Raw genomic sequence first — 17,345 nt, forward strand, 5'->3', positions numbered from 1 at the left:
CTGGGGGGTGGGCGGGGGCACGCGCCCGGCCCCACCGCCGTCCGACGCCGTCCGGCTACTGAACGAGATCGGCGAGCTTGCGCAGGCTCTCGTTGAGCGCGGCCGTCGCCGACTCCTTGAGCTTGCCCGCCATCAGCGTCACCGCAGGCCCGGCGAAGCTGCCGTCCACCCGTACCGTCGTACCGTCGCCGTCCTCGTCAAGCGCGTAGCGCATCCCGAGGTTGACGCCCATCGGGCCCTTGCCCGTGGTGGCCAGCACCCGTTCGGGCTCCAGCTCCGTCACCGTCCAGGTGACCTCCGCGGGGAAGCCCATCAGCTTCATGTTCTCCACGTACTCGGCCTGTGCGGCCAGTGGTGACGGGCCGCCCTTCGGGAAGCTGGTGTGGGTCGCGTTCCACCGACCGTAGGTGCCGAAGTCGGTCAGCACGTCCCATACCTTCCCGGCCGGGGCCGCGATGCGTGCCTGTGCGGTGACGTCGGCCATGTGACCACCCCTTGGGCCTCGGGCGCTGCGGCTCGCACGCAGCGGCGGTGTCGCGGAACGTAGCCTGACGGGATGCAACATTCAATACTGACGACCCATCAGAAAAGCGAGGCGTGGAGCGATGGACACCGATGCCTGGTCCGAGCGGCTGCGGCGGGTTCCGGCGCTCGCCGGCCCGCTGCCCGGCTTCGACACCGAACGGGCTCCCGCCGCGCCCGGGGTGCTCTTCGGCCAATGGCTCACCCGCGCACTCGACGACGGCGTTCCCGAACCGCATGTGATGACGCTCAGCACGGTGGACGCCTCCGGGCGGCCGTCGGCGCGCGTCCTGCTGCTGCGCGGCTTCGACCCGGACGACTGCGCCTTCGTCTTCGCCACCGACGCGGGCAGCCGGAAGGGGGCCGAGCTCGCCGGCAATCCCCATGCCGCGCTGACCTGGTACTGGCCGCTGCACGGACGCCAGGTCCGGATCACCGGCGCCGTAGAGGCGTTGGACCGCCGGGCGGCGCGCCGTGACTTCCTCGGACGCAGCGACGCCTCCCGCATTGCCGGATTCACCGGCCGTATGAGCGCCGATCTCGCCAGCCCTGAGGAGTATCAGGAGGGCCGGGCGCGGGCGCGTGATGTCCTGGCGGCCGATCCGCAGGCCGTGCCCGAGGGCCACACCGTCTACCGGCTGCGGGCCGACGAGGCCGAGTTCTTCCAGGGCGACACCGGGCGCTTCCACCGGCGCCTGCGCTACGTGCGGGACGACGGCGGCTGGCGCCGAGGTCTGCTGTGGCCGTGAGGCGCGCGGCAGCCCATCGGGCAGCGGTGGTTCACAGCGTGGAACGCCGACGGCCCGCGCGTTGACACACTGTCCGTTGTCCGGGCTCGTCAACCTGCCCAGTATGGGGGCCTCACCGAATTCCGCCCGGGAGGCCGTTCCTGTGCTGACCAGCCCCGCGTCCACTGCGCCTGCCGCCCACCGGTTCCGTTCCAAGGTCCGGCTCATGCCGCTGGTCGCGCTGATCTTCTTCAGTGTCTCCGGCGGCGCCTACGGCCTCGAACCGCTCTTCAGCTCCTCGGGACCGGGCGCGGCCATGCTGCTGCTCTTCCTGACCCCCCTCGTCTACAGCGTCCCGGTGGCGCTGTTCACGTCGGAGCTGAGCTCGGCGATTCCGGTCGAGGGCGGTTACTACCAGTGGTGCAAGCGGGCCTTCGGTGAATTCGGCGGCTTTCAGATCGGCATGCTGCAGTGGCTCACCAGCCTGGTCGACATGGCCCTCTACCCGGTCATGTTCGCCGACTACCTCTCCAACATCGTGCCGTCGGCGGCGGACGGGAAGACCGACTTGTTCACCATTCCGGGGTTCGGACCCATCGGCTCCTTCGTCGTCGACGAACACTGGGTCATCGGGGTGGTGTGCGTCGTCGTGCCGCTGACACTGCTCAACATCCGCGGCATCAAGAGCGTCGGCGACAGCTCGATGGCGTTCACGGTGCTCGCCGTCGCGCCCTTCGTCCTGCTCGCCGTCTGGGGCATCCCGCAGCTGTTCACCCACCACGTGAACCCCGTCGCTCCGTTCGCCCCGGCGCACACCTCCGCGTTCTCCGCCATGGGTGCGGGACTGCTGGTGGTGATGTGGAACTACAACGGATTCGACAGCATCTCCACCGTCACCGAGGAGATCGACGAACCGCGCAGGAACCTGCCCAAGGCGCTCTTCCTCTCCATCGGACTGATCATCCTCGCCTATGTCATCCCCTCGCTCGGAGCGCTGGCGGACGGCGGCTGGAGCAAATGGCAGGACGGCGACTTCGCCTCCATCGGGGGATCACTCGGCGGCACCTGGCTGATGTGGGCGATATCCATCGGCGGGATGTTCTCCGCCTGGGGCCTGTACTCCTCGCTGCTGATGTCGAATTCACGCATCCCGTTCGTGATGGCCGAGGACGGCTGGATCCCCAAGCGCTTCGTGCGCACCAGCCCCAAGTACGACACGCCGGTCATGGCCATCGTCGTCTGCTCGGTCTTCTACGCCGTCTTCTGCAACGACTCGTTCAGCAACCTGCTCGACTTCGACGTCATTCTCACCAACCTCACCCTCCTGATGGAACTCGCGGCGCTCATCGCGCTCCGCATCAAGGAGCCCGGGCTGCCGCGGCCCTACCGCATCCCCGGCGGATGGCCCGGTATCGCGCTGATGGCCGTGCCGTTGACCGCGGTGATCTGCTGGGCCGGCTGGAACGTCGTGAAGGAGGGCGGCGCCACCTTGCACCACACCCTCTACGCGGTCGCCTTCAGTGTCGTCGTCTACTTCCCGCTGCGCCTCTACCGCAAGTCCCGTGCGGTCGCACCGGAGGCCGCGGCAGCGGGCGAGGCCACTCACGGCAGTCATCCGCAAGGATGAGACCGCGGTCAGGTGCGCCCTTCTCCGGACGGATGGGCAAATGCCTCCGTGCGGGGATGCTTCGGGCGTGAAACGCCTGATGGGGTGGGAGCCGTGCACAGCGACACCCGGCCCGAGGACCCGACACGCGACGACGTCCCGCAGCTCAGCAGGGAGCTGGGTACCGCGGTCGCCAGTGCCCGGCGCCGCGCCTCGCGGGACGGCGACCGTCAGCTGGACACGGCACACCTGCTCCACTCGCTGCTCGAATCCGACCAGCGGTCGCGCGAGGTGCTCGGCAGCGCCGGCGGGCAGGTCGTGCGCGTCCTCGCCTACCTGGCGCAGCGCACCATCGGCTACGGCATCCGGTGGCGCGGCACCATCGAGGACTCCGGCGCCCTCCCGGTGGTGGCCGCCGGCGCGGCGCCCGGCTGGAGCCCGGCCGCCTCCGCCGCGCTCCATGACGCCGAGGCGCGCGCGGCCGCACGCGGAAGGCCGGTTGCCGAGGGGACCGATCTGCTCGGCGCGCTCGCCGCGGACCCCGAGTGCCGGGCCGTGGAGGTGCTGAGGGCCGCCGGCATCGACCCGCAGCGGCTCACCTCCGTGCTGTCCGGCCGCGGGGCTGTCAGGGGCTACAGGGATGACGGACCTGTTGCGAGCTGAGATGATGACCCGATGCACGGGTCGGATCGGATATCGGGCGATACAGCGATGTCAGGTGGTAGAGCGGGGAGGCGGACCGGCCTCCTCCTGGCGCTGCTGTCTGCGCTCTCCTTCGGGGGTTCGGGGGTCGCGGCCAAGCCGCTGATCGAAGCAGGGCTGAGCCCGCTGCACGTGGTGTGGCTACGTGCTGCCGGGGCCGCACTGGTGATGCTGCCCGTCGCGATACGGCACACCGGGACGCTGCGGCGTCGTCCCGGGCTGCTCCTTGGCTTCGGTCTGCTCGCCGTCGCCGGCGTGCAGGCCTGCTACTTCGCGGCGATCTCCCGCATCCCGGTGGGCGTCGCGCTGCTGGTGGAGTACCTCGGGCCCGCGCTGCTGCTGGGCTGGGTGCGGTTCGTCCAGCGGCGGCCGGTCAGCCGGGCGGCGACGCTGGGAGCGGTGCTCGCGGTCACCGGGCTCGCATGCGTGGTGCAGATCTGGAGCGGGCTGCGGTTCGATGCGCTCGGGCTGATGCTGGCGCTGGGGGCGGCATGCTGCCAGGTCGGCTACTTCGTCCTGTCCGCTCACGGCAGCGAGGGCGAGAACGCGGTCGACCCGCTCGCCGTCATCTCCTACGGGCTGCTGATCGGCGCCGCGGTCCTCACCGTGGTGGCCAGACCGTGGGAGATGCACTGGCAGTTGCTCGGCCGCCAGGTCGCGTTCGGCGACCGGAGCGTGCCCGCCGTGCTGCTCGTCGCCTGGGTGGTGCTGGTGGCCACCGTACTCGCCTACCTCACGGGCGTCGTCTCGGTGCGCCGGCTCTCGCCCCCGGTGGCCGGTGTGGTGGCCTGCCTGGAGGCGGTCTGCGCGACCGTGCTCGCCTGGGTACTGCTCGGCGAACACCTCGGCGCTCCGCAGGTGGTCGGTGGCATCCTGGTGCTCACCGGAGCCTTCATCGCGCAGACGACGACGCCGAAGCAACCGGTCGACGTCGTCGTAGAGCCGCTGCCCGAACCGTCCGCGAGTGACCACGGCCCGGCCCGCGAGGGCGCCGCGGAAAGCCGGTTGCCCGGCTGCGCGCCCTCGGCCTAGGCTGCCGATTATGCACAAGACCGTTCTCCCGCCGCCTGCCGCCTAGGGCGGGCAGCGAAGCCTCGGAAGACCGGGCCCGGGCGCGTCCCCGGGCAGGTCGTCGCTGTCCGCAGACGGAATCACGCGACCACCTGACGTCTTCCGTTGGAGAACACCCGTGTCATCCTTCTCACCGTTCCACCGGCATGCCCATGTCCTGTCGGTATGGCAGGGCGTGCTGTGCGTGGCTTTCGCAGGCGCCGCCTGGGGTACGACGGGCGCTGCCGCCGTCCTCATCCACCGCGGCAGCGGACTCGGCCCGCTCGCCATGACGTTCTGGCGCTGCGTCGGCGGACTCGTCGTCCTGCTTCCCCTGTACGCCGTGGCGCGCGGCAACCGGCGGCCGGTGAGTGCCGGCAGCCGCGAGCCGCGGTGGCGCGCCTGCGCCCGGATCGTCGCCACCGGGCTCGGCCTGACCGTCTTCCAGGGCGCCTACTTCGCGGCCGTCCAGGCGACGGGGCTGGCCGTCGCCACCGTCGTCACGCTCGGCGCCACCCCGGTGCTCGTGGCGGTCGCCGAACGCTTCACCGTCGGCGAACGGCTCGGGCGCGCCGGTGGCACCGCCGTCGCCGGTGCGCTCACCGGGCTCGCCGTGCTCGTGCTGGGTGGATCCGGCGCGGGCGGCGCGGTGCGGGCCGACGGCGTGGGGCTTGCGGCGCTGTCCGCCGCCGGATACGCGAGCGTGATCCTGCTCGCCCGCCACCACCGCCTCGGTGGCGGCGAGGCCGACGCGCTGCGGACCACCGTGTGGTCGTTCGTGATCGGCGCGGTGTGCCTGCTGCCGTTCGCCGCCGCCGAGGGAATGTGGCCGAGCGGCCATCAACTCGGCCGCACGCTGGGGCTGTTCGGCTACCTCGCGGCGGTGCCGACGGCGCTCGCCTACGCGGCGTACTTCGCGGGCCTCGCCGTCGTACGCGGCTCGACGGCCGCCGTGCTCACGCTGATCGAGCCGGTGACCGCGGCGGTTATCGCGGTCGTCGCCCTCGGCGAGCGGCTCGCCGCCACGACCGTGGTGGGGACGGTGATGCTGGTCGGCGCCGTCGCCGTCCTCGCGGTGAGCGAGGCACGGCTCGGCGCAGAGCCGCGGCGCCCGGCCGCCGCGGCGGGCTGATCAGCCCTGGTCCTGGGCGGTGAGGCGGTGCAGCTGCTGGGCGCGCGCCGCCTCGTCGCGCGGGGCGCCGCGCTCGGCGAGCAGGTCAGTGACCCGGCGCTGCATCTCGCGCGGCTTGTTGCCGCCGTACTTGAACTTGGCGCGCACCTTGGTGACGTCGAGGATCACTCCCCGTATGCCGGGCAGCATGCGGCCGAACGGCGGCTGACCGGGCGCCACTTGGGCGTAGTCGCCGCGCGGCTGGAAGTGCGCGAGCTGCCGGTGGAGCAGATCCGCCTTCTCCGCCGGATCGTCGACGATGCGGGCGGTGCAGTGCAGTTGGACGGCCGCGTAGTAGCTGGTCGGCGTACCGTGCTCGGGCGGTACGTCGTCGGGGGCGTGCCACGGCCCGGGGATGAACGCGTAGTCGTCGACGACGCTCAGCACGACGCGGGGATCGGCCTCCAGCGCAGCCCAGACGGGGTTGGGGCGGGCGAGATGGGTGACCACCTCGCCGCGCTCCGCGTCGTACGCGAAGTGCATCGGCTGGACGAACGGCGGGTCGCCGGGCAGCCCGTTGACGGCGAGCTGGCCGAAGTCATGGGCGGCCAGCCAGTTCTGCCACTCGGCGTCGTCGTGCGCCGCGTCCCAGGGGTGGATCAGCATCACATCTCCCCGCGCCGGGTGAGGTAGGAGGGCGTGGCGATGGCCGGGTCGAGGCCGACGGCCGGCAGCGGGGTGCCGTAGGCGGGGACGACGGGCAGGACACCGCTCCAGTAGGGGAGCGTCAGGTCCTCGGGATCGTCGTTGGGGCCGCCGGAGCGGATCTTCGCCGAGACCTCCTCCAGATCGAGGCGGATCACGGCGGTGGCCGCGAGCTCCTTGGCATTGGCGCGGCGCGAGTCGTCGGCGCGGCCGGGCACGATGTGGTTGACGAGGGCGTCCAGCGCCGTCGCGCGCTCTGCCGGGTCGGTCACCTCATAGGCGGTGCCGTGTACCACGACCGAGCGGTAGTTGATCGAATGGTGGAAGGCGGAGCGGGCCAGCACGATGCCGTCGACGAGCGTGACGGTCAGGCAGACGGGCAGCCCCGCCTCCTCGCCGGCGCCGCGCAGCGGGCGCGATCCGGTGGACCCGTGGACGTAGAGGCGCTCGCCGACACGTGCGTAGAGGGTGGGCAGGACGACGGGGGCGCCGTCGCGCACGAAGCCGAGATGGCAGACGTACCCCTCGTCGAGCACCGAGTGGACGAGATCCCGGTCCCAGGAGGCGCGTTCGCGGGAGCGTGTCGGAACGGTGCGCTCGGTGGCCCGGTAGGCGTCGTCGGAGGTCTCGGTGGTCGTGGCGGACGCGGCGGGGGACATGGGCGCTCTCCTTTGCGTGTTGCGCGGCAAGCTTGCTCGAGATTTTGCATTAGTTCATAATGTCGTTTGTGCTAGGAGATTATCGGATCACCGGCCGCCGCGCCACGGAGATTGCCGCCGAGGTGGAGCGCGCCGTCGGTGAGGGAGGCCTCAAACCGGGCCAATCACTGCCGCCACTACGCGAGTTGGCCGCCGGGCTCGGTGTCAACCCCAACACCGTGGCCGCCGCGTACCGGCTGCTGCGTGACCGTGGAGTGATCGAGACGGCCGGGCGCCGCGGCAGCTGGGTGCGGGCGCGTCCGGCCTCCACGCCGCGTGAGCAGATCCGGGTGGACGCGCCCGGAGCCCGTGACCTCGCCGGCGGCAACCCGGATGTGGCACTGCTGCCCCGGCTCGGCGAGGCGCTGGCCGCAGCCGCGGCCGATCACGAACGGCAGCCCATGCTCTACGGCATGCCGGGCATCGACGCGGAGCTCGCGGAACTGGCCCGTGCCGCCTTCGACGACGACGGTGTTCCGGACGGGCCGATCGCGGTCACCTCGGGGTCGTGCGATGCGATCGAGCGGGTGCTCACGGTCCATCTGCGGCCGGGCGACGCGGTGGCGGTCGAGGACCCGGGATGGGGGAGCGTGCTCGATCTCATCCCGGCGCTCGGCCTGCGCGCGGTGCCGGTGGGGGTGGACGACGAGGGCCCGCTCGCCGAGGACGCGGAGCGGGCGCTGCGCGGCGGCGCGCGCGCCCTGGTGGTCACCGACCGGGCACAGAACCCGACCGGCGCCGCAATCACCGCACCCCGCGCCCGGGCGCTGCGCGCGGTGCTCGCCGCCCATCCTGAGACCGTGGTCATCGACGACGACCACGGGCACGGCATCGTCGATGTGCCGTTGCACCCGCTGGCCGCCGCGACGCGCCACTGGGCGCTGGTGCGCTCCGCCGCCAAGGCGTACGGGCCCGACCTGCGGCTCGCCGCACTGACCGGGGACGCCGTCACCGTCGACAGGGTGAACGGGCGGTTCCGGCTCGGCGCGGGCTGGGTCAGCCACCTGCTGCAGCGCACGGTGGTGCACCTGTGGCGTACCGGCGCCGTGGACCCCGCGCGGGTGGCGGCCTCCTATCGGCAGCGGCGTGACGCGCTCATCGCGGCCTTGCGCGAGCGCGGCCTCGAGGGGCGCGGGCGCAGTGGCATGAACGTATGGGTGCCGGTGCCGGACGAGACCGGGGCGGTGACCCGGCTGCTGCAGAGCGGCTGGGCAGTGGCGCCCGGCGCCCGGTTCCGGCTCGCTTCCGGCCCGGGAGTGCGGATCACCGTCTCGCCGCTCGGCGCCGGCGACATCGTGCCGCTCGCGGACGCCGTCGCCGCTGCGGTGCACCCCGGCGGCGCAGGCCGCTACGGCTGACCGTTCCCGGCCGCGCGCCGCCCGGGGCGGCTCTGCGCGATTGCCGCGCCGGCCAGGACGACGAGCGCCCCGGCCGGCTCGTTCCAGCTCAGGTGCTCGCCGAGCAGGAAGACCCCGGCCGCGGTGGCGATCACGGGGACGATGTAGGTGACCATGGTCGCGATCGTGGGCCCGGCCTCCTTGACCAGGCCGTACTGCACCAGAAAGGCGAATCCCGTGCCGAGCGCCCCCAGCGCCACCACGGAGGTGACCGACGCCAACGGGAAGGACGCGGGCATGGAGGTGAACAGGGGAGTGACGGCGGCGAGTTGGACCGTGCCCACCAGTAGTTGCCCGGCCGAGAGCGACAGGCTCGACCCGTCGGCGGAGCTGAGGGTGCGGCGTACATAGATCCATCCGACCGCATAGCTGGACGCGGCGATCAGCGCAAGCGCCGTCCCCCTCGGGTCCTGGCCGGAGAACCCCTGCCAGGCGCCCAGCACGATCAGCACGCCGACGAAGCCGATGCCGACACCGGCGAAGCGGCGGCGCGACGGCCGGTCCTCCTGCAGCGCGACCACCGACAGCACCATGCTGAACAGTGGGGTCGTCGCGTTGCAGATCCCGGCGAGGGTCGAGGGGATGGTGAGCTCCGCATACGCGAACAGCGAGAACGGCAGTGCGTTGAGCAGGAAGGCGGCGACGAGGAGGTGCCCCCATGTCCCCGGGGACCGGGGCAGCCGTTCACGCTTGGCCACGAGCACCGCGCCCAGCACCGCCGTGCCGAAGACCATCCGGCCGAGCGTCACCTGGAGCGGAGCGAAGGCGTCCGTACCCACCTTGATGAACAGGAAGCTGAAGCCCCAGATGAGGGAGAGCACCGCGAAGCGGACCCGCCAGTCCAGCAGGCGGGCGGTACGGGGCCGGCCACGGGCCGGCGCGCAGGTCTGCGCGGTGACGTCCGGGGTGGGGGCAGGGGTGCGGGAACCGGCGACGGAGCTCATGGCCTCCACAATGCGGCCCATGACGTCGTAGGACAAGCGAGAATATGTGATGGTGACCGCGTAGTATCGCTTACATGTTGAGCCTCGACCGCCTGCGCATCCTGCACGCCATCGACGTGCACGGCTCGGTGAGCGCCGCTGCCGACGTCCTGCACGTCACCACGTCGGCCATCTCCCAGCAGGTGGGCAAGCTGGAGCGGGAGACCGGTCAGCAACTGCTCGCCAGGAACGGACGCGGCGTGCGGCTGACCGACGCCGGACGGCTGCTCTCGGGCCACGCCGCGCGCATCCTGTCCATGGTCGAACTGGCCCACTCCGACCTGGAGGCGCACCGCGGAGCCGCCGTCGGCGCGCTCACCGTCGGCGCCTTTCCGACCGCGGCGCGTGGCCTGTTCCCGCAGGTCCTCGCCGCGCTGAAGACCGGACACCCGCAACTGCGGCCGTATCTGGAGGAGATGGAGCCCGATGAGTCCATCCCGCGGCTCATCCGCGGCGACGTCGACCTGGCAGTCGTCCTCGACTGGTACAACAAGCCGCTGCCGCTCCCGGACGGCCTCGCGAAGGCCCCGCTCCTCGACGACGTGGCCGATGTCGCCGTGCCGGCCGGGCACCCGCTCGCCGACCGCGCCACCGCAGACCTGGAGGACTTCGCCGACGACGAGTGGATCGCCTGGCCCGCGGGCGAGTTCTGCCACGACTGGCTGCTGTTCACCCTCCGCGGCAAGGGGGTCGAGCCGCGCATCGCGCATGCGGCCGAGGAGCACCACACCCAGCTGGCGCTGGTCGCCGCCGGACTCGGTGTCGCGGTGACGCCACGGCTCGGCCGGGGCGCCGTGCCGGACGGGGTGCGCATCGTGCCCGTACGCCACACCATGAACCGGCACATCTACGCGGCCTGGCGGGTGGACGCCGACCGCAGGCCCTCGATCAGGGCCGTGGTCGAAGCGCTGCGCCGGGCGGGGGAGGACGTGGAGAAGGGCTGACCGCCGCCGGGCTCAGATCTTGCGGAAATCCCATGAGACGATGCGCTCGGGGACCAGCCGCAGCCATGCGTGGCGGCCGTCGTGCGGCATCGCCTCGAGGCCGAAATTCTTGGCGGCGAAGAGCCGCTCTGGCGCGTCCAGCTCCGGGCACGGCTCACCGGTACGGGGCGCCTCGCCGACGAACTCCACCGGGCCCGACAGCTCGGCCCCGCGCAACTCCCCGTAATCCACGCCGTCGTCGACCACCACGGCCACCCGGGGGTCGCGGTGCAGATCGGCCCAGCGGAGGCTGCGCACAAGGGAGTACAGCCACAGCGCGGAGCCGTCCCAGACGTACCACAGGGCACTGACATGCGGCGCGCCGTCCGCCGACACCGTCGCCACGCGGCAGGTGCGCTGCCCGGCGAGATACGTATCGAGCTCCGCCGGCGTCATCATGATGCGGCGACCTCGCCGCTGTGCAGTGGCCATGACTCCTCCACGCCCTTGATTTCTGATGAGTCGTCAGAAATCATCGGGCTCACCCGGGAACGAGCACAAGGGGGAGCCATGGACGCACCCGACCGCCTCGCCGCCCTGCTCGACCCGGCCACCACCGCGCTGCTCACCGTCGAGTGCCAGCGCGGGGTCGTGGGTCCCGGCGCCGCACTGCCCGAACTCGCCCATGCCGTACGCGCCTCCGGTGTGCTCGCCCGTGTCGCCGCCCTCGTGGACGCCGCACATGGAACCGGAGCCACCGTGCTGCACGCGATCGCGGAACGCCGACCCGACGGCCGGGGGGCGAGCCGCAACGCCCGCCTCTTCCGGGCCGCCGAACGCCTGCCCGTCCAGCAGCTCGCCGGGAGCCCGGCCACCCGCATCGCCGAGGAGATCACCGTCGCGGACGGCGATCTCGTCGTGCGGCGGCTGCACGGACTGTCCCCGCTCGCCGGTACCGGCGTCGACGCGCTCCTGCGCAACCTCGGCGTGCGCACCGTCGTCGTCACGGGCGTCTCGCTCAACGTCGCGGTGCCGAACACCGTCTTCGACGCGGTCAACCTCGGGTACGAGGCCGTGGTGCCGGCCGATGCCGTCGCCGGTGTTCCGGCCGACTACGCCGACGCAGTCGTCCGGCACACCCTGGCGCTGGTCTCGACGGTGACCACCACGGCCGAGGTGCTGGCTCGCTGGGCGGCGCCGGCGCCCGGCCTCAGGCGAGCTTGATGGCGCCGCCCTCGACGCTGATCTTCGCGGGGGCAAGTGGCTGGGTGGCCGGGCCCTGAGCGACGCTGCCGTCCGCGATGTGGTACTTGCTGCCGTGACAGGGGCAGTCGATGGTGCCGTCCTGGACCTGGGAGACCGTGCAGCCCGCGTGGGTGCAGACCGCCGAGAACCCCTTGAACGTGCCCGCCGACGGCTGCGTGACAACCACCTGCTGACCGGCGAAGATCTTGCCGCCGCCCTCGGGGATCTCGGAGGTCTTCGCCAGCTCCGCCGAACCGCCGCCTCCCCCTGCCGAGGGCGACTGCATGCCGCCGTCCGAGGGCGCTGCGGCCGGCGGCGACGCGGACGACGCCGACGACGCGGTGTATCCCGAGCCGCCGCACGCGGCGAGCGCGGTGGCGAGGCCCGCGGTGCCCGCCGCGGCCACGACGGTTCGCCTGGTGGTGTGCCCGGTCGGGCCGGTGGTCCCGGAGCTGTCTGCCATGGTGCCTCTTCTCTGGATTCCGGAGCCGGGCGGCCCGGGAGGGCGGCCGCCCGGCGGCGCGCGGTGCGCGTCACCTTCCCCTACGTCCCGCGCGCCCCACGCGTTCAACGAGGCGCGCGAATAGCGGCATTGAGTGCGTCGCACAGGAAGTCACGCTGGACGTGGAGCAGATTTTCGGCCACCACAGGATCGTCCACCGCGTGCGACGTCCCGGGCAGCAGCAACACGCGGTGCGGTCGGCCCGCGGCGAGCAGCGCCGCCGACATCCGGAGGGTGTGAGCCACCGTCACATTGTCGTCCTCGAGCCCGTGGATCAGCAGCAGCGGGCGGTCGAGGCGCGGCGCGTCGGCGATGATCGAGCAGTTGTCGTAGTTCTCAGGGTGCTCGTCGGGATGGCCGAGGAAGCGTTCCTGCCAGTGCGTCTCGTACAGCCGCATGTCGCAGGGCGCGGCGCCGGCGACTGCGGCGTGGAAGACCTCGGGGCGGCGCAGTACCGCGGCCGCGGCGAGATACCCGCTGTAGGACCAGCCCAGTATCCCGACCCTGCCGAGGTCCAGGTCCTGGCAGTGCTCCGCCGCGCCGCGCACTGCGACGACCTGGTCGTCGAGGGCAGCGGTGAGCTTGTCGCCGTGGACGGCCTTCTCCCAGGCCGGCCCGCGGCCCGGAGTGCCGCGACCGTCCGCGACCACCACGGCGAAGCCGTGCTCGGCGAACCACTGGGCCCGGCACAGCCACCAGTCGCGGGTGCGGACCACGAGCTGCAGACCGGCGCCCCCGTACGGGGTGAGCAGCACCGGAAGGCGTGTGCCCGGCGTGTACCAGGACGGCAGCAGCAACACGGTGCGGATTTCCCGCTCGCCCGTGCGCAGCCAGGTGATCCGCGGGGTCACCACCGGCTCCTCGGCCAACGAGGCGATACGGCCGAGCACTTCGCCGTCGCGCAGCACGGTCGTCCGGTGTCCGTCCGGGGCGCGGCTGTGCAGTGCGACCGTGCCACCGCCCCACGTGGCGGTGTGCACGCCGGGTCCGTCGCTGACGCGGACGAAACCGTGCTCCGGCGCGTACGACCAGACATGGACTTCCGTGGGTTCCTCGCTCGCCGTGAAGAGCACCCGGTCGCCGTCAATGCCCAGCACCTCGCGCAGCTGCAGCCCGCGAGGGGACAGCACCTCGCCGATCCTCAACCGCCGTACGCTGTCCTGCTCTTCGGGACACACCGTCGCGCCGGAGGCGGTACGCGCCGGGGTTCCCGGGACGAGGTGGACCCAGGCGGGGTCGGTGCGCACGCCCGCCGCAGTCGTCTCGCCGGTGCCGGGGTCGGCCGTGAGCGTGTGGACGGTGCGCTGGTCACGGCTCTGCACGGTGATCAGCGGCCCGTGTGCGTCCCAGTCGGCCGAGGCCAGATACTCGTACGCCGCCCGGTCCCACACCACCTCGACCCGGCCGCCCCGCACCGCCAGGACGTAGAGCGTGACCTCGGCATTGGGCGTGCCCGCCACGGGGTAGGGCAGCGAGCGCGGCGGACGCTCCGGATGTGCGGGGTCGCTGATCCACAGGCGCCTTACGGAGGAGTGGTCGACGCGCGCCACCAGCAGCCGCTCGCCGTCGGGTGCCCACCAGTACCCGCGGCTGCGGTGCATGGACTCGGCAGCCACCTGCTCGGCGATGCCGTACGACACCTGAGGACCCTCGGGCGTGGCGAGCACGCGGTCGGTCCCGTCGGCCGGGTCCACCACGTGCAGTGCGCCGTCGCTGACGTAGGCGATGTGCGTCCCTGTCGGATCGGGCCGCGGGTGCGCCACCGGTCCCGGCGTCGGTACCTGGCGCGGCACGTCGCTCCCCGGGCCCTGCATCCGTACCGTCCACAGCCGTCCGTCCCGGGCGAATGCGGCGAACCGGGCGTGCGCGTCCGTGGCGTACGCCGTGACGTCCTCGGCGAGCAGGCGTTCCTTGCCGTCCTCGTGGGCCCACAGGCACGGGACCGGGTCGTCGCCGGCGCGGGTGCGCAGGAAGAGCACGCGCGCGCCGTCGGGGGAGACCGTGGCGTCGCGCGGCACGCCGAGCGTGAAGCGGGAGGTACGGGCGAACTGGCGGGGAAACGCCATGAGGTCCGGGGAGTTCGTCGATGCCATGGGGAACCATGACAGCGCCCGCCCGGCCGCGACAAGCGAAAATCGCGTCGCCTGCCCCCCGGGTACCGGGGTTAGCCTGGGCGGATGCTTCCTGAAGTGTCGGCCGTCCGCTATGTCACGCCGCTGCGTGAGGGCGGGTCTGTCCCCGGGATCGTCGAGGCCGACGATCTCGGCACGTACGTGGCGAAGTTCACCGGTGCGGCGCAGGGCCGCAAGGCGCTCGTCGCCGAGGTCGTCTCCGGCGAGCTCGCCCGGCGGCTGGGCCTGCGGATGCCCGACCTGGTGCGTCTCGACTTCGACCCGGTCATCGCGCTCGGCGAGCCCGACACGGAGGTGCAGGACATCCTCAAGGCGAGCGGTGGCCTCAACCTCGGCATGGACTTCCTGCCCGGCTCGGTCGGGTTCGATCCGCTCGCCTTCACGATCGATCCGGCCGAGGCCGGGCGGATCGTCTGGTTCGACGCCCTCGTCAACAACGTCGACCGCTCGTGGCGCAACCCCAACTTGCTGATGTGGCACGGCAAGCTGTGGCTCATCGACCATGGTGCGTCACTGATCTGGCACCACAACTGGCCGGGTGCCGATGCCTCCGAGGCCAAGCCGTACGACGCCACCGATCACGCCCTGTCCCGGTTCTTGCCCGACGTCGCCGCGGCCACCGAGGACCTCGCCCCCCGGGTGACCGCCGGGCTGCTCGACGAGGTCACCGCGCTCATCCCCGACGAGTGGCTTGTCGGGGAGCCGGGCTTCGACACACCCGACGACGTGCGCCAGGCGTACGTCCACGTGCTCGCCGCGCGCGCCGAGACGATCCACGAGCGGATCGTCCTCTCCGGCCCGCCGAGGAAGGCCGACCCGCCGCCGGAATGGCTGCGGACCTGGGTGGAGGGCAAGGCGAAGTGACCCCGAGCGAGCCAGGAACCCACAGCACGCGCGGGACCCGCGACGTCTTCGAGTACGCCCTGATCCGCGTCGTGCCGCGCGTCGACCGCGGTGAACAGATCAATGCGGGGGTGCTCGTCTACTGCCGGGCGCGTTCCTTCGTCGCTGCCCGCATCCATCTCGACGAGGCGCGGCTTCGGTGCCTCGACCCCGCCGCCGACATCGCCGCCGTCCGGGCCGCGCTGCACGCGGTCGCGTGCGTCTGCGAGGGCGGCGAGGCGGCCGGGCAGGCGGCCGAAGACGACGCCGGGCGGCGGTTCCGCTGGCTGACGGCGCCGCGCAGCACCGTCGTACAGCCCGGTCCCGTGCACACTGGGCTGACCACGGACCCGGCTGCGGAGGTGGACCGGCTGCTGGACCGGCTGGTGCGCTGAAGCGACATCAGCCTCCCCCTGCCTTCCGGGGGCGCGGCGGGCGGTGCTCCGGCCCACATCGGGCGTGGGGCCGTTGACAGTCGGTCACGGCCCTCATACCGTTTCGACCAGTTGACCTACTAAGCGGTCGCTCATGTGCAGCGCCGCACACGAGAGCGAGGAGAGCAGATGTCCACCACCGAGCAGCGCGTCGCTATCGTGACCGGGGCCGCTCGCGGCATCGGCGCGGCCACGGCCGTCCGGCTGGCCGCCGAGGGCCGCGCGGTCGCGGTACTGGACCTCGACGAGGCCGCATGCAAGGACACCGTCGAGAAGATCACCGCGGCGGGCGGCAAGGCGCTCGCCGTCGGCGCGGACGTCTCCGACGAGGCGAAGGTGGAGGCTGCGGTCGCGCGGGTCGCGGACGAGCTCGGCGCGCCGACGATCCTGGTCAACAACGCGGGCGTGCTCCGCGACAACCTGCTGTTCAAGATGAGCGCCTCCGACTGGGACACCGTGATCAACGTGCACCTGCGCGGGGCCTTCCTGATGACCCGCGCCGTGCAGAAGCACATGGTCGACGCCAAGTTCGGGCGTGTCGTCAACCTCTCGTCGAGCTCCGCGCTCGGAAACCGCGGCCAGGTCAACTACTCCGCCGCCAAGGCCGGTCTGCAGGGCTTCACCAAGACCCTCGCCATCGAACTCGGCAAGTTCGGCATCACCGCCAACGCCGTCGCGCCCGGCTTCATCGTCACCGACATGACCGCCGCGACCGCCGCCCGCGTCGGGATGGGCTTCGAGGAGTTCCAGGCGGCGGCGGCCACCCAGATCCCCGTCCAGCGCGTCGGGCGGCCGCAGGACGTCGCCAACGCCATCGCCTTCTTCACCGACGACCAGGCGGGCTTCGTCTCCGGCCAGGTCCTGTACGTGGCCGGCGGCCCGCTCAACTGACGCAACCGGGAGAACCGTACCCATGACCGAACAACAGCACACCGGACGCGTCGCCATCATCACCGGGGCGAGCCGCGGCATCGGCTACGGCATCGCCCAGGCGCTCGTCGCCCGCGGTGACCGCGTGTGCATCACCGGCCGCAATGAGGACGCTCTCAAGGAGGCGGTGGACCGGCTCGGCGCGGACCGTGCCATAGGCGTCGCGGGCAAGGCCCACGACGAAGCCCATCAGGCCGAGGCCGTCGCACGCACGATGGAGGCGTTCGGCCGCGTCGACTACCTCGCCAACAACGCCGGCACCAACCCGGTGTTCGGACCCATCGCCGATCTCGATCTCGCGGTCGCCCGCAAGGTCTTCGAGACCAACGTCATCTCGGCGCTCGGCTTCGCCCAGCAGACCTGGAGGGCCTGGCAGAAGGATCACGGCGGCGCGATCGTCAACATCGCCTCCGTCGCCGGACTGGCGCCCTCGCCCTTCATCGGGGCGTACGGGGTCAGCAAGGCCGCACTGGTCAATCTCACCCTCCAGCTCGCCTCCGAGTTCGCGCCGGGCGTGCGGGTCAACACGATCGCCCCGGCCGTGGTGAAGACCAAGTTCGCCGCGGCGCTCTACGAGGGACGGGAGGAGGAGGCCGCGGCGGCGTATCCGCTGAAGCGTCTCGGGGTTCCCGAGGACATCGGCGGGGCGGCGGCGTTCCTCCTCTCCGACCAGGCGGGCTGGGTCACCGGCCAGACCCTCGTGGTCGACGGGGGCCTCTTCCTCAACGCCGGAGTCGCCTGAGGCGCGGGAGCGGCCCCGCGGTTTCCCGAATGTCAGTGGCCCCCGGTACGTTC

Annotated in this window: 19 protein-coding genes; 12 read left to right on the top strand and 7 right to left on the bottom strand. The window is 72.1% G+C overall.

Annotated elements, in window-relative coordinates; translation table 11 throughout:
• Nucleotides 1–55 precede the first annotated feature (55 nt).
• Nucleotides 56–484, bottom strand: coding sequence for a type II toxin-antitoxin system Rv0910 family toxin (locus NGB36_RS31070; RefSeq protein WP_255923941.1), 429 nt, complete (start codon nucleotides 482–484; stop codon nucleotides 56–58).
• A gap of 121 nt (nucleotides 485–605) precedes the next feature.
• On the opposite strand from NGB36_RS31070, the gene NGB36_RS31075 reads away from it, so the two are divergent.
• From NGB36_RS31075 to NGB36_RS31095, 5 genes are all read left to right on the top strand, one after another.
• Nucleotides 606–1,271 (top strand): pyridoxine/pyridoxamine 5'-phosphate oxidase, encoded by a 666-nt coding sequence (locus tag NGB36_RS31075; protein ID WP_255923942.1) that lies wholly within the window; start codon nucleotides 606–608, stop codon nucleotides 1,269–1,271.
• Nucleotides 1,272–1,413: 142 nt separating this feature from the next.
• Nucleotides 1,414–2,877: an APC family permease gene (locus tag NGB36_RS31080; protein ID WP_255923943.1), complete on the top strand. Its 1,464-nt coding sequence runs from the start codon at nucleotides 1,414–1,416 to the stop codon at nucleotides 2,875–2,877.
• Nucleotides 2,878–2,970: 93 nt separating this feature from the next.
• The gene (locus tag NGB36_RS31085) at nucleotides 2,971–3,519 is read left to right on the top strand and encodes a Clp protease N-terminal domain-containing protein (protein ID WP_255923944.1); all 549 of its coding nucleotides are present in this window, start codon (nucleotides 2,971–2,973) and stop codon (nucleotides 3,517–3,519) included.
• Nucleotides 3,520–3,567: 48 nt separating this feature from the next.
• Entirely contained in the window at nucleotides 3,568–4,590 is a 1,023-nt protein-coding gene (locus tag NGB36_RS31090) for an EamA family transporter (protein WP_255923945.1), read from the top strand.
• Nucleotides 4,591–4,747: 157 nt separating this feature from the next.
• Nucleotides 4,748–5,740, top strand: coding sequence for a DMT family transporter (locus NGB36_RS31095; RefSeq protein WP_255923946.1), 993 nt, complete (start codon nucleotides 4,748–4,750; stop codon nucleotides 5,738–5,740).
• Here NGB36_RS31095 and NGB36_RS31100 read toward each other — a convergent pair whose 3' ends face one another.
• Entirely contained in the window at nucleotides 5,741–6,385 is a 645-nt protein-coding gene (locus tag NGB36_RS31100) for an FMN-binding negative transcriptional regulator (RefSeq protein ID WP_255923947.1), read from the bottom strand. It lies immediately after the preceding gene.
• On the bottom strand, nucleotides 6,385–7,083 hold the full coding sequence (locus tag NGB36_RS31105; protein WP_255923948.1) for a pyridoxamine 5'-phosphate oxidase family protein: 699 nt from the start codon (nucleotides 7,081–7,083) through the stop codon (nucleotides 6,385–6,387). The genes NGB36_RS31100 and NGB36_RS31105 overlap by 1 nt, the downstream gene beginning before the upstream one ends.
• A 68-nt stretch (nucleotides 7,084–7,151) precedes the next feature.
• Here NGB36_RS31105 and NGB36_RS31110 point away from each other — a divergent pair, with 68 nt between their 5' ends.
• Entirely contained in the window at nucleotides 7,152–8,480 is a 1,329-nt protein-coding gene (locus NGB36_RS31110) for an aminotransferase class I/II-fold pyridoxal phosphate-dependent enzyme (RefSeq protein ID WP_255923950.1), read from the top strand.
• Here NGB36_RS31110 and NGB36_RS31115 read toward each other — a convergent pair.
• Nucleotides 8,471–9,499 carry a DMT family transporter gene (locus NGB36_RS31115; RefSeq protein ID WP_255923951.1) on the bottom strand — a complete coding sequence of 343 codons (1,029 nt, stop codon included), beginning with the start codon at nucleotides 9,497–9,499 and terminating at the stop codon, nucleotides 8,471–8,473. The two genes, NGB36_RS31110 and NGB36_RS31115, sit on opposite strands and share 10 nt — an antisense overlap.
• Nucleotides 9,500–9,537: 38 nt before the next feature.
• Between NGB36_RS31115 and NGB36_RS31120 the strand changes: the two genes are divergently transcribed.
• Nucleotides 9,538–10,446 carry a LysR family transcriptional regulator gene (locus NGB36_RS31120; RefSeq protein WP_255923952.1) on the top strand — a complete coding sequence of 303 codons (909 nt, stop codon included), beginning with the start codon at nucleotides 9,538–9,540 and terminating at the stop codon, nucleotides 10,444–10,446.
• A gap of 12 nt (nucleotides 10,447–10,458) precedes the next feature.
• On the opposite strand, the gene NGB36_RS31125 is transcribed toward NGB36_RS31120, so the two are convergent.
• Nucleotides 10,459–10,917: a pyridoxamine 5'-phosphate oxidase family protein gene (locus NGB36_RS31125; RefSeq protein ID WP_255923953.1), complete on the bottom strand. Its 459-nt coding sequence runs from the start codon at nucleotides 10,915–10,917 to the stop codon at nucleotides 10,459–10,461.
• Between the two features lie 78 nt (nucleotides 10,918–10,995).
• Here NGB36_RS31125 and NGB36_RS31130 point away from each other — a divergent pair, with 78 nt between their 5' ends.
• On the top strand, nucleotides 10,996–11,649 hold the full coding sequence (locus NGB36_RS31130; protein WP_255923954.1) for an isochorismatase family protein: 654 nt from the start codon (nucleotides 10,996–10,998) through the stop codon (nucleotides 11,647–11,649).
• On the opposite strand, the gene NGB36_RS31135 is transcribed toward NGB36_RS31130, so the two are convergent.
• Nucleotides 11,636–12,133, bottom strand: coding sequence for a Rieske (2Fe-2S) protein (locus NGB36_RS31135; RefSeq protein WP_255923956.1), 498 nt, complete (start codon nucleotides 12,131–12,133; stop codon nucleotides 11,636–11,638). The genes NGB36_RS31130 and NGB36_RS31135 overlap by 14 nt on opposite strands.
• A gap of 104 nt (nucleotides 12,134–12,237) precedes the next feature.
• Nucleotides 12,238–14,265 carry a S9 family peptidase gene (locus tag NGB36_RS31140; RefSeq protein WP_255923958.1) on the bottom strand — a complete coding sequence of 676 codons (2,028 nt, stop codon included), beginning with the start codon at nucleotides 14,263–14,265 and terminating at the stop codon, nucleotides 12,238–12,240.
• An 84-nt stretch (nucleotides 14,266–14,349) separates the two neighbouring features.
• Between NGB36_RS31140 and NGB36_RS31145 the strand changes: the two genes are divergently transcribed.
• The 4 genes from NGB36_RS31145 to NGB36_RS31160 all read left to right on the top strand — a co-directional run bounded on the left by NGB36_RS31145 (nucleotide 14,350) and on the right by NGB36_RS31160 (nucleotide 17,292).
• Complete coding sequence (locus tag NGB36_RS31145; protein ID WP_255923959.1) at nucleotides 14,350–15,168, top strand: HipA family kinase; 819 nt, start codon at nucleotides 14,350–14,352, stop codon at nucleotides 15,166–15,168.
• Complete coding sequence (locus NGB36_RS31150) at nucleotides 15,165–15,581, top strand: DUF3037 domain-containing protein (RefSeq protein ID WP_255923960.1); 417 nt, start codon at nucleotides 15,165–15,167, stop codon at nucleotides 15,579–15,581. The genes NGB36_RS31145 and NGB36_RS31150 overlap by 4 nt, the downstream gene beginning before the upstream one ends.
• Before the next feature lie 168 nt (nucleotides 15,582–15,749).
• Nucleotides 15,750–16,511, top strand: a complete 762-nt coding sequence (gene fabG, locus NGB36_RS31155) for a 3-oxoacyl-ACP reductase FabG (RefSeq protein ID WP_255923961.1) — start codon at nucleotides 15,750–15,752, stop codon at nucleotides 16,509–16,511.
• Nucleotides 16,512–16,533: 22 nt separating this feature from the next.
• Entirely contained in the window at nucleotides 16,534–17,292 is a 759-nt protein-coding gene (locus NGB36_RS31160) for an SDR family oxidoreductase (protein WP_255923962.1), read from the top strand.
• The last annotated feature ends 53 nt before the right edge of the window (nucleotides 17,293–17,345 follow it).

It is taken from the genome of Streptomyces humicola (assembly GCF_024436035.1).
Classification (GTDB): Bacteria; Actinomycetota; Actinomycetes; order Streptomycetales; family Streptomycetaceae; genus Streptantibioticus_B; species Streptantibioticus_B humicola.

What these genes read in the sequence shown, in the direction of transcription:
- NGB36_RS31070 (WP_255923941.1), bottom strand. Translation starts at nt 484, where the DNA reads ATGGCCGACGTCACCGCACAGGCACGCATCGCGGCCCCGGCCGGGAAG.
- NGB36_RS31075 (WP_255923942.1), top strand. Translation starts at nt 606, where the DNA reads ATGGACACCGATGCCTGGTCCGAGCGGCTGCGGCGGGTTCCGGCGCTC.
- NGB36_RS31090 (WP_255923945.1), top strand. Translation starts at nt 3,568, where the DNA reads ATGTCAGGTGGTAGAGCGGGGAGGCGGACCGGCCTCCTCCTGGCGCTG.
- NGB36_RS31100 (WP_255923947.1), bottom strand. Translation starts at nt 6,385, where the DNA reads ATGCTGATCCACCCCTGGGACGCGGCGCACGACGACGCCGAGTGGCAG.
- NGB36_RS31105 (WP_255923948.1), bottom strand. Translation starts at nt 7,083, where the DNA reads ATGTCCCCCGCCGCGTCCGCCACGACCACCGAGACCTCCGACGACGCC.
- NGB36_RS31120 (WP_255923952.1), top strand. Translation starts at nt 9,538, where the DNA reads ATGTTGAGCCTCGACCGCCTGCGCATCCTGCACGCCATCGACGTGCAC.
- NGB36_RS31125 (WP_255923953.1), bottom strand. Translation starts at nt 10,917, where the DNA reads ATGGCCACTGCACAGCGGCGAGGTCGCCGCATCATGATGACGCCGGCG.
- NGB36_RS31130 (WP_255923954.1), top strand. Translation starts at nt 10,996, where the DNA reads ATGGACGCACCCGACCGCCTCGCCGCCCTGCTCGACCCGGCCACCACC.
- NGB36_RS31135 (WP_255923956.1), bottom strand. Translation starts at nt 12,133, where the DNA reads ATGGCAGACAGCTCCGGGACCACCGGCCCGACCGGGCACACCACCAGG.
- NGB36_RS31140 (WP_255923958.1), bottom strand. Translation starts at nt 14,265, where the DNA reads ATGGCATCGACGAACTCCCCGGACCTCATGGCGTTTCCCCGCCAGTTC.
- NGB36_RS31145 (WP_255923959.1), top strand. Translation starts at nt 14,350, where the DNA reads ATGCTTCCTGAAGTGTCGGCCGTCCGCTATGTCACGCCGCTGCGTGAG.
- fabG (WP_255923961.1), top strand. Translation starts at nt 15,750, where the DNA reads ATGTCCACCACCGAGCAGCGCGTCGCTATCGTGACCGGGGCCGCTCGC.
- NGB36_RS31160 (WP_255923962.1), top strand. Translation starts at nt 16,534, where the DNA reads ATGACCGAACAACAGCACACCGGACGCGTCGCCATCATCACCGGGGCG.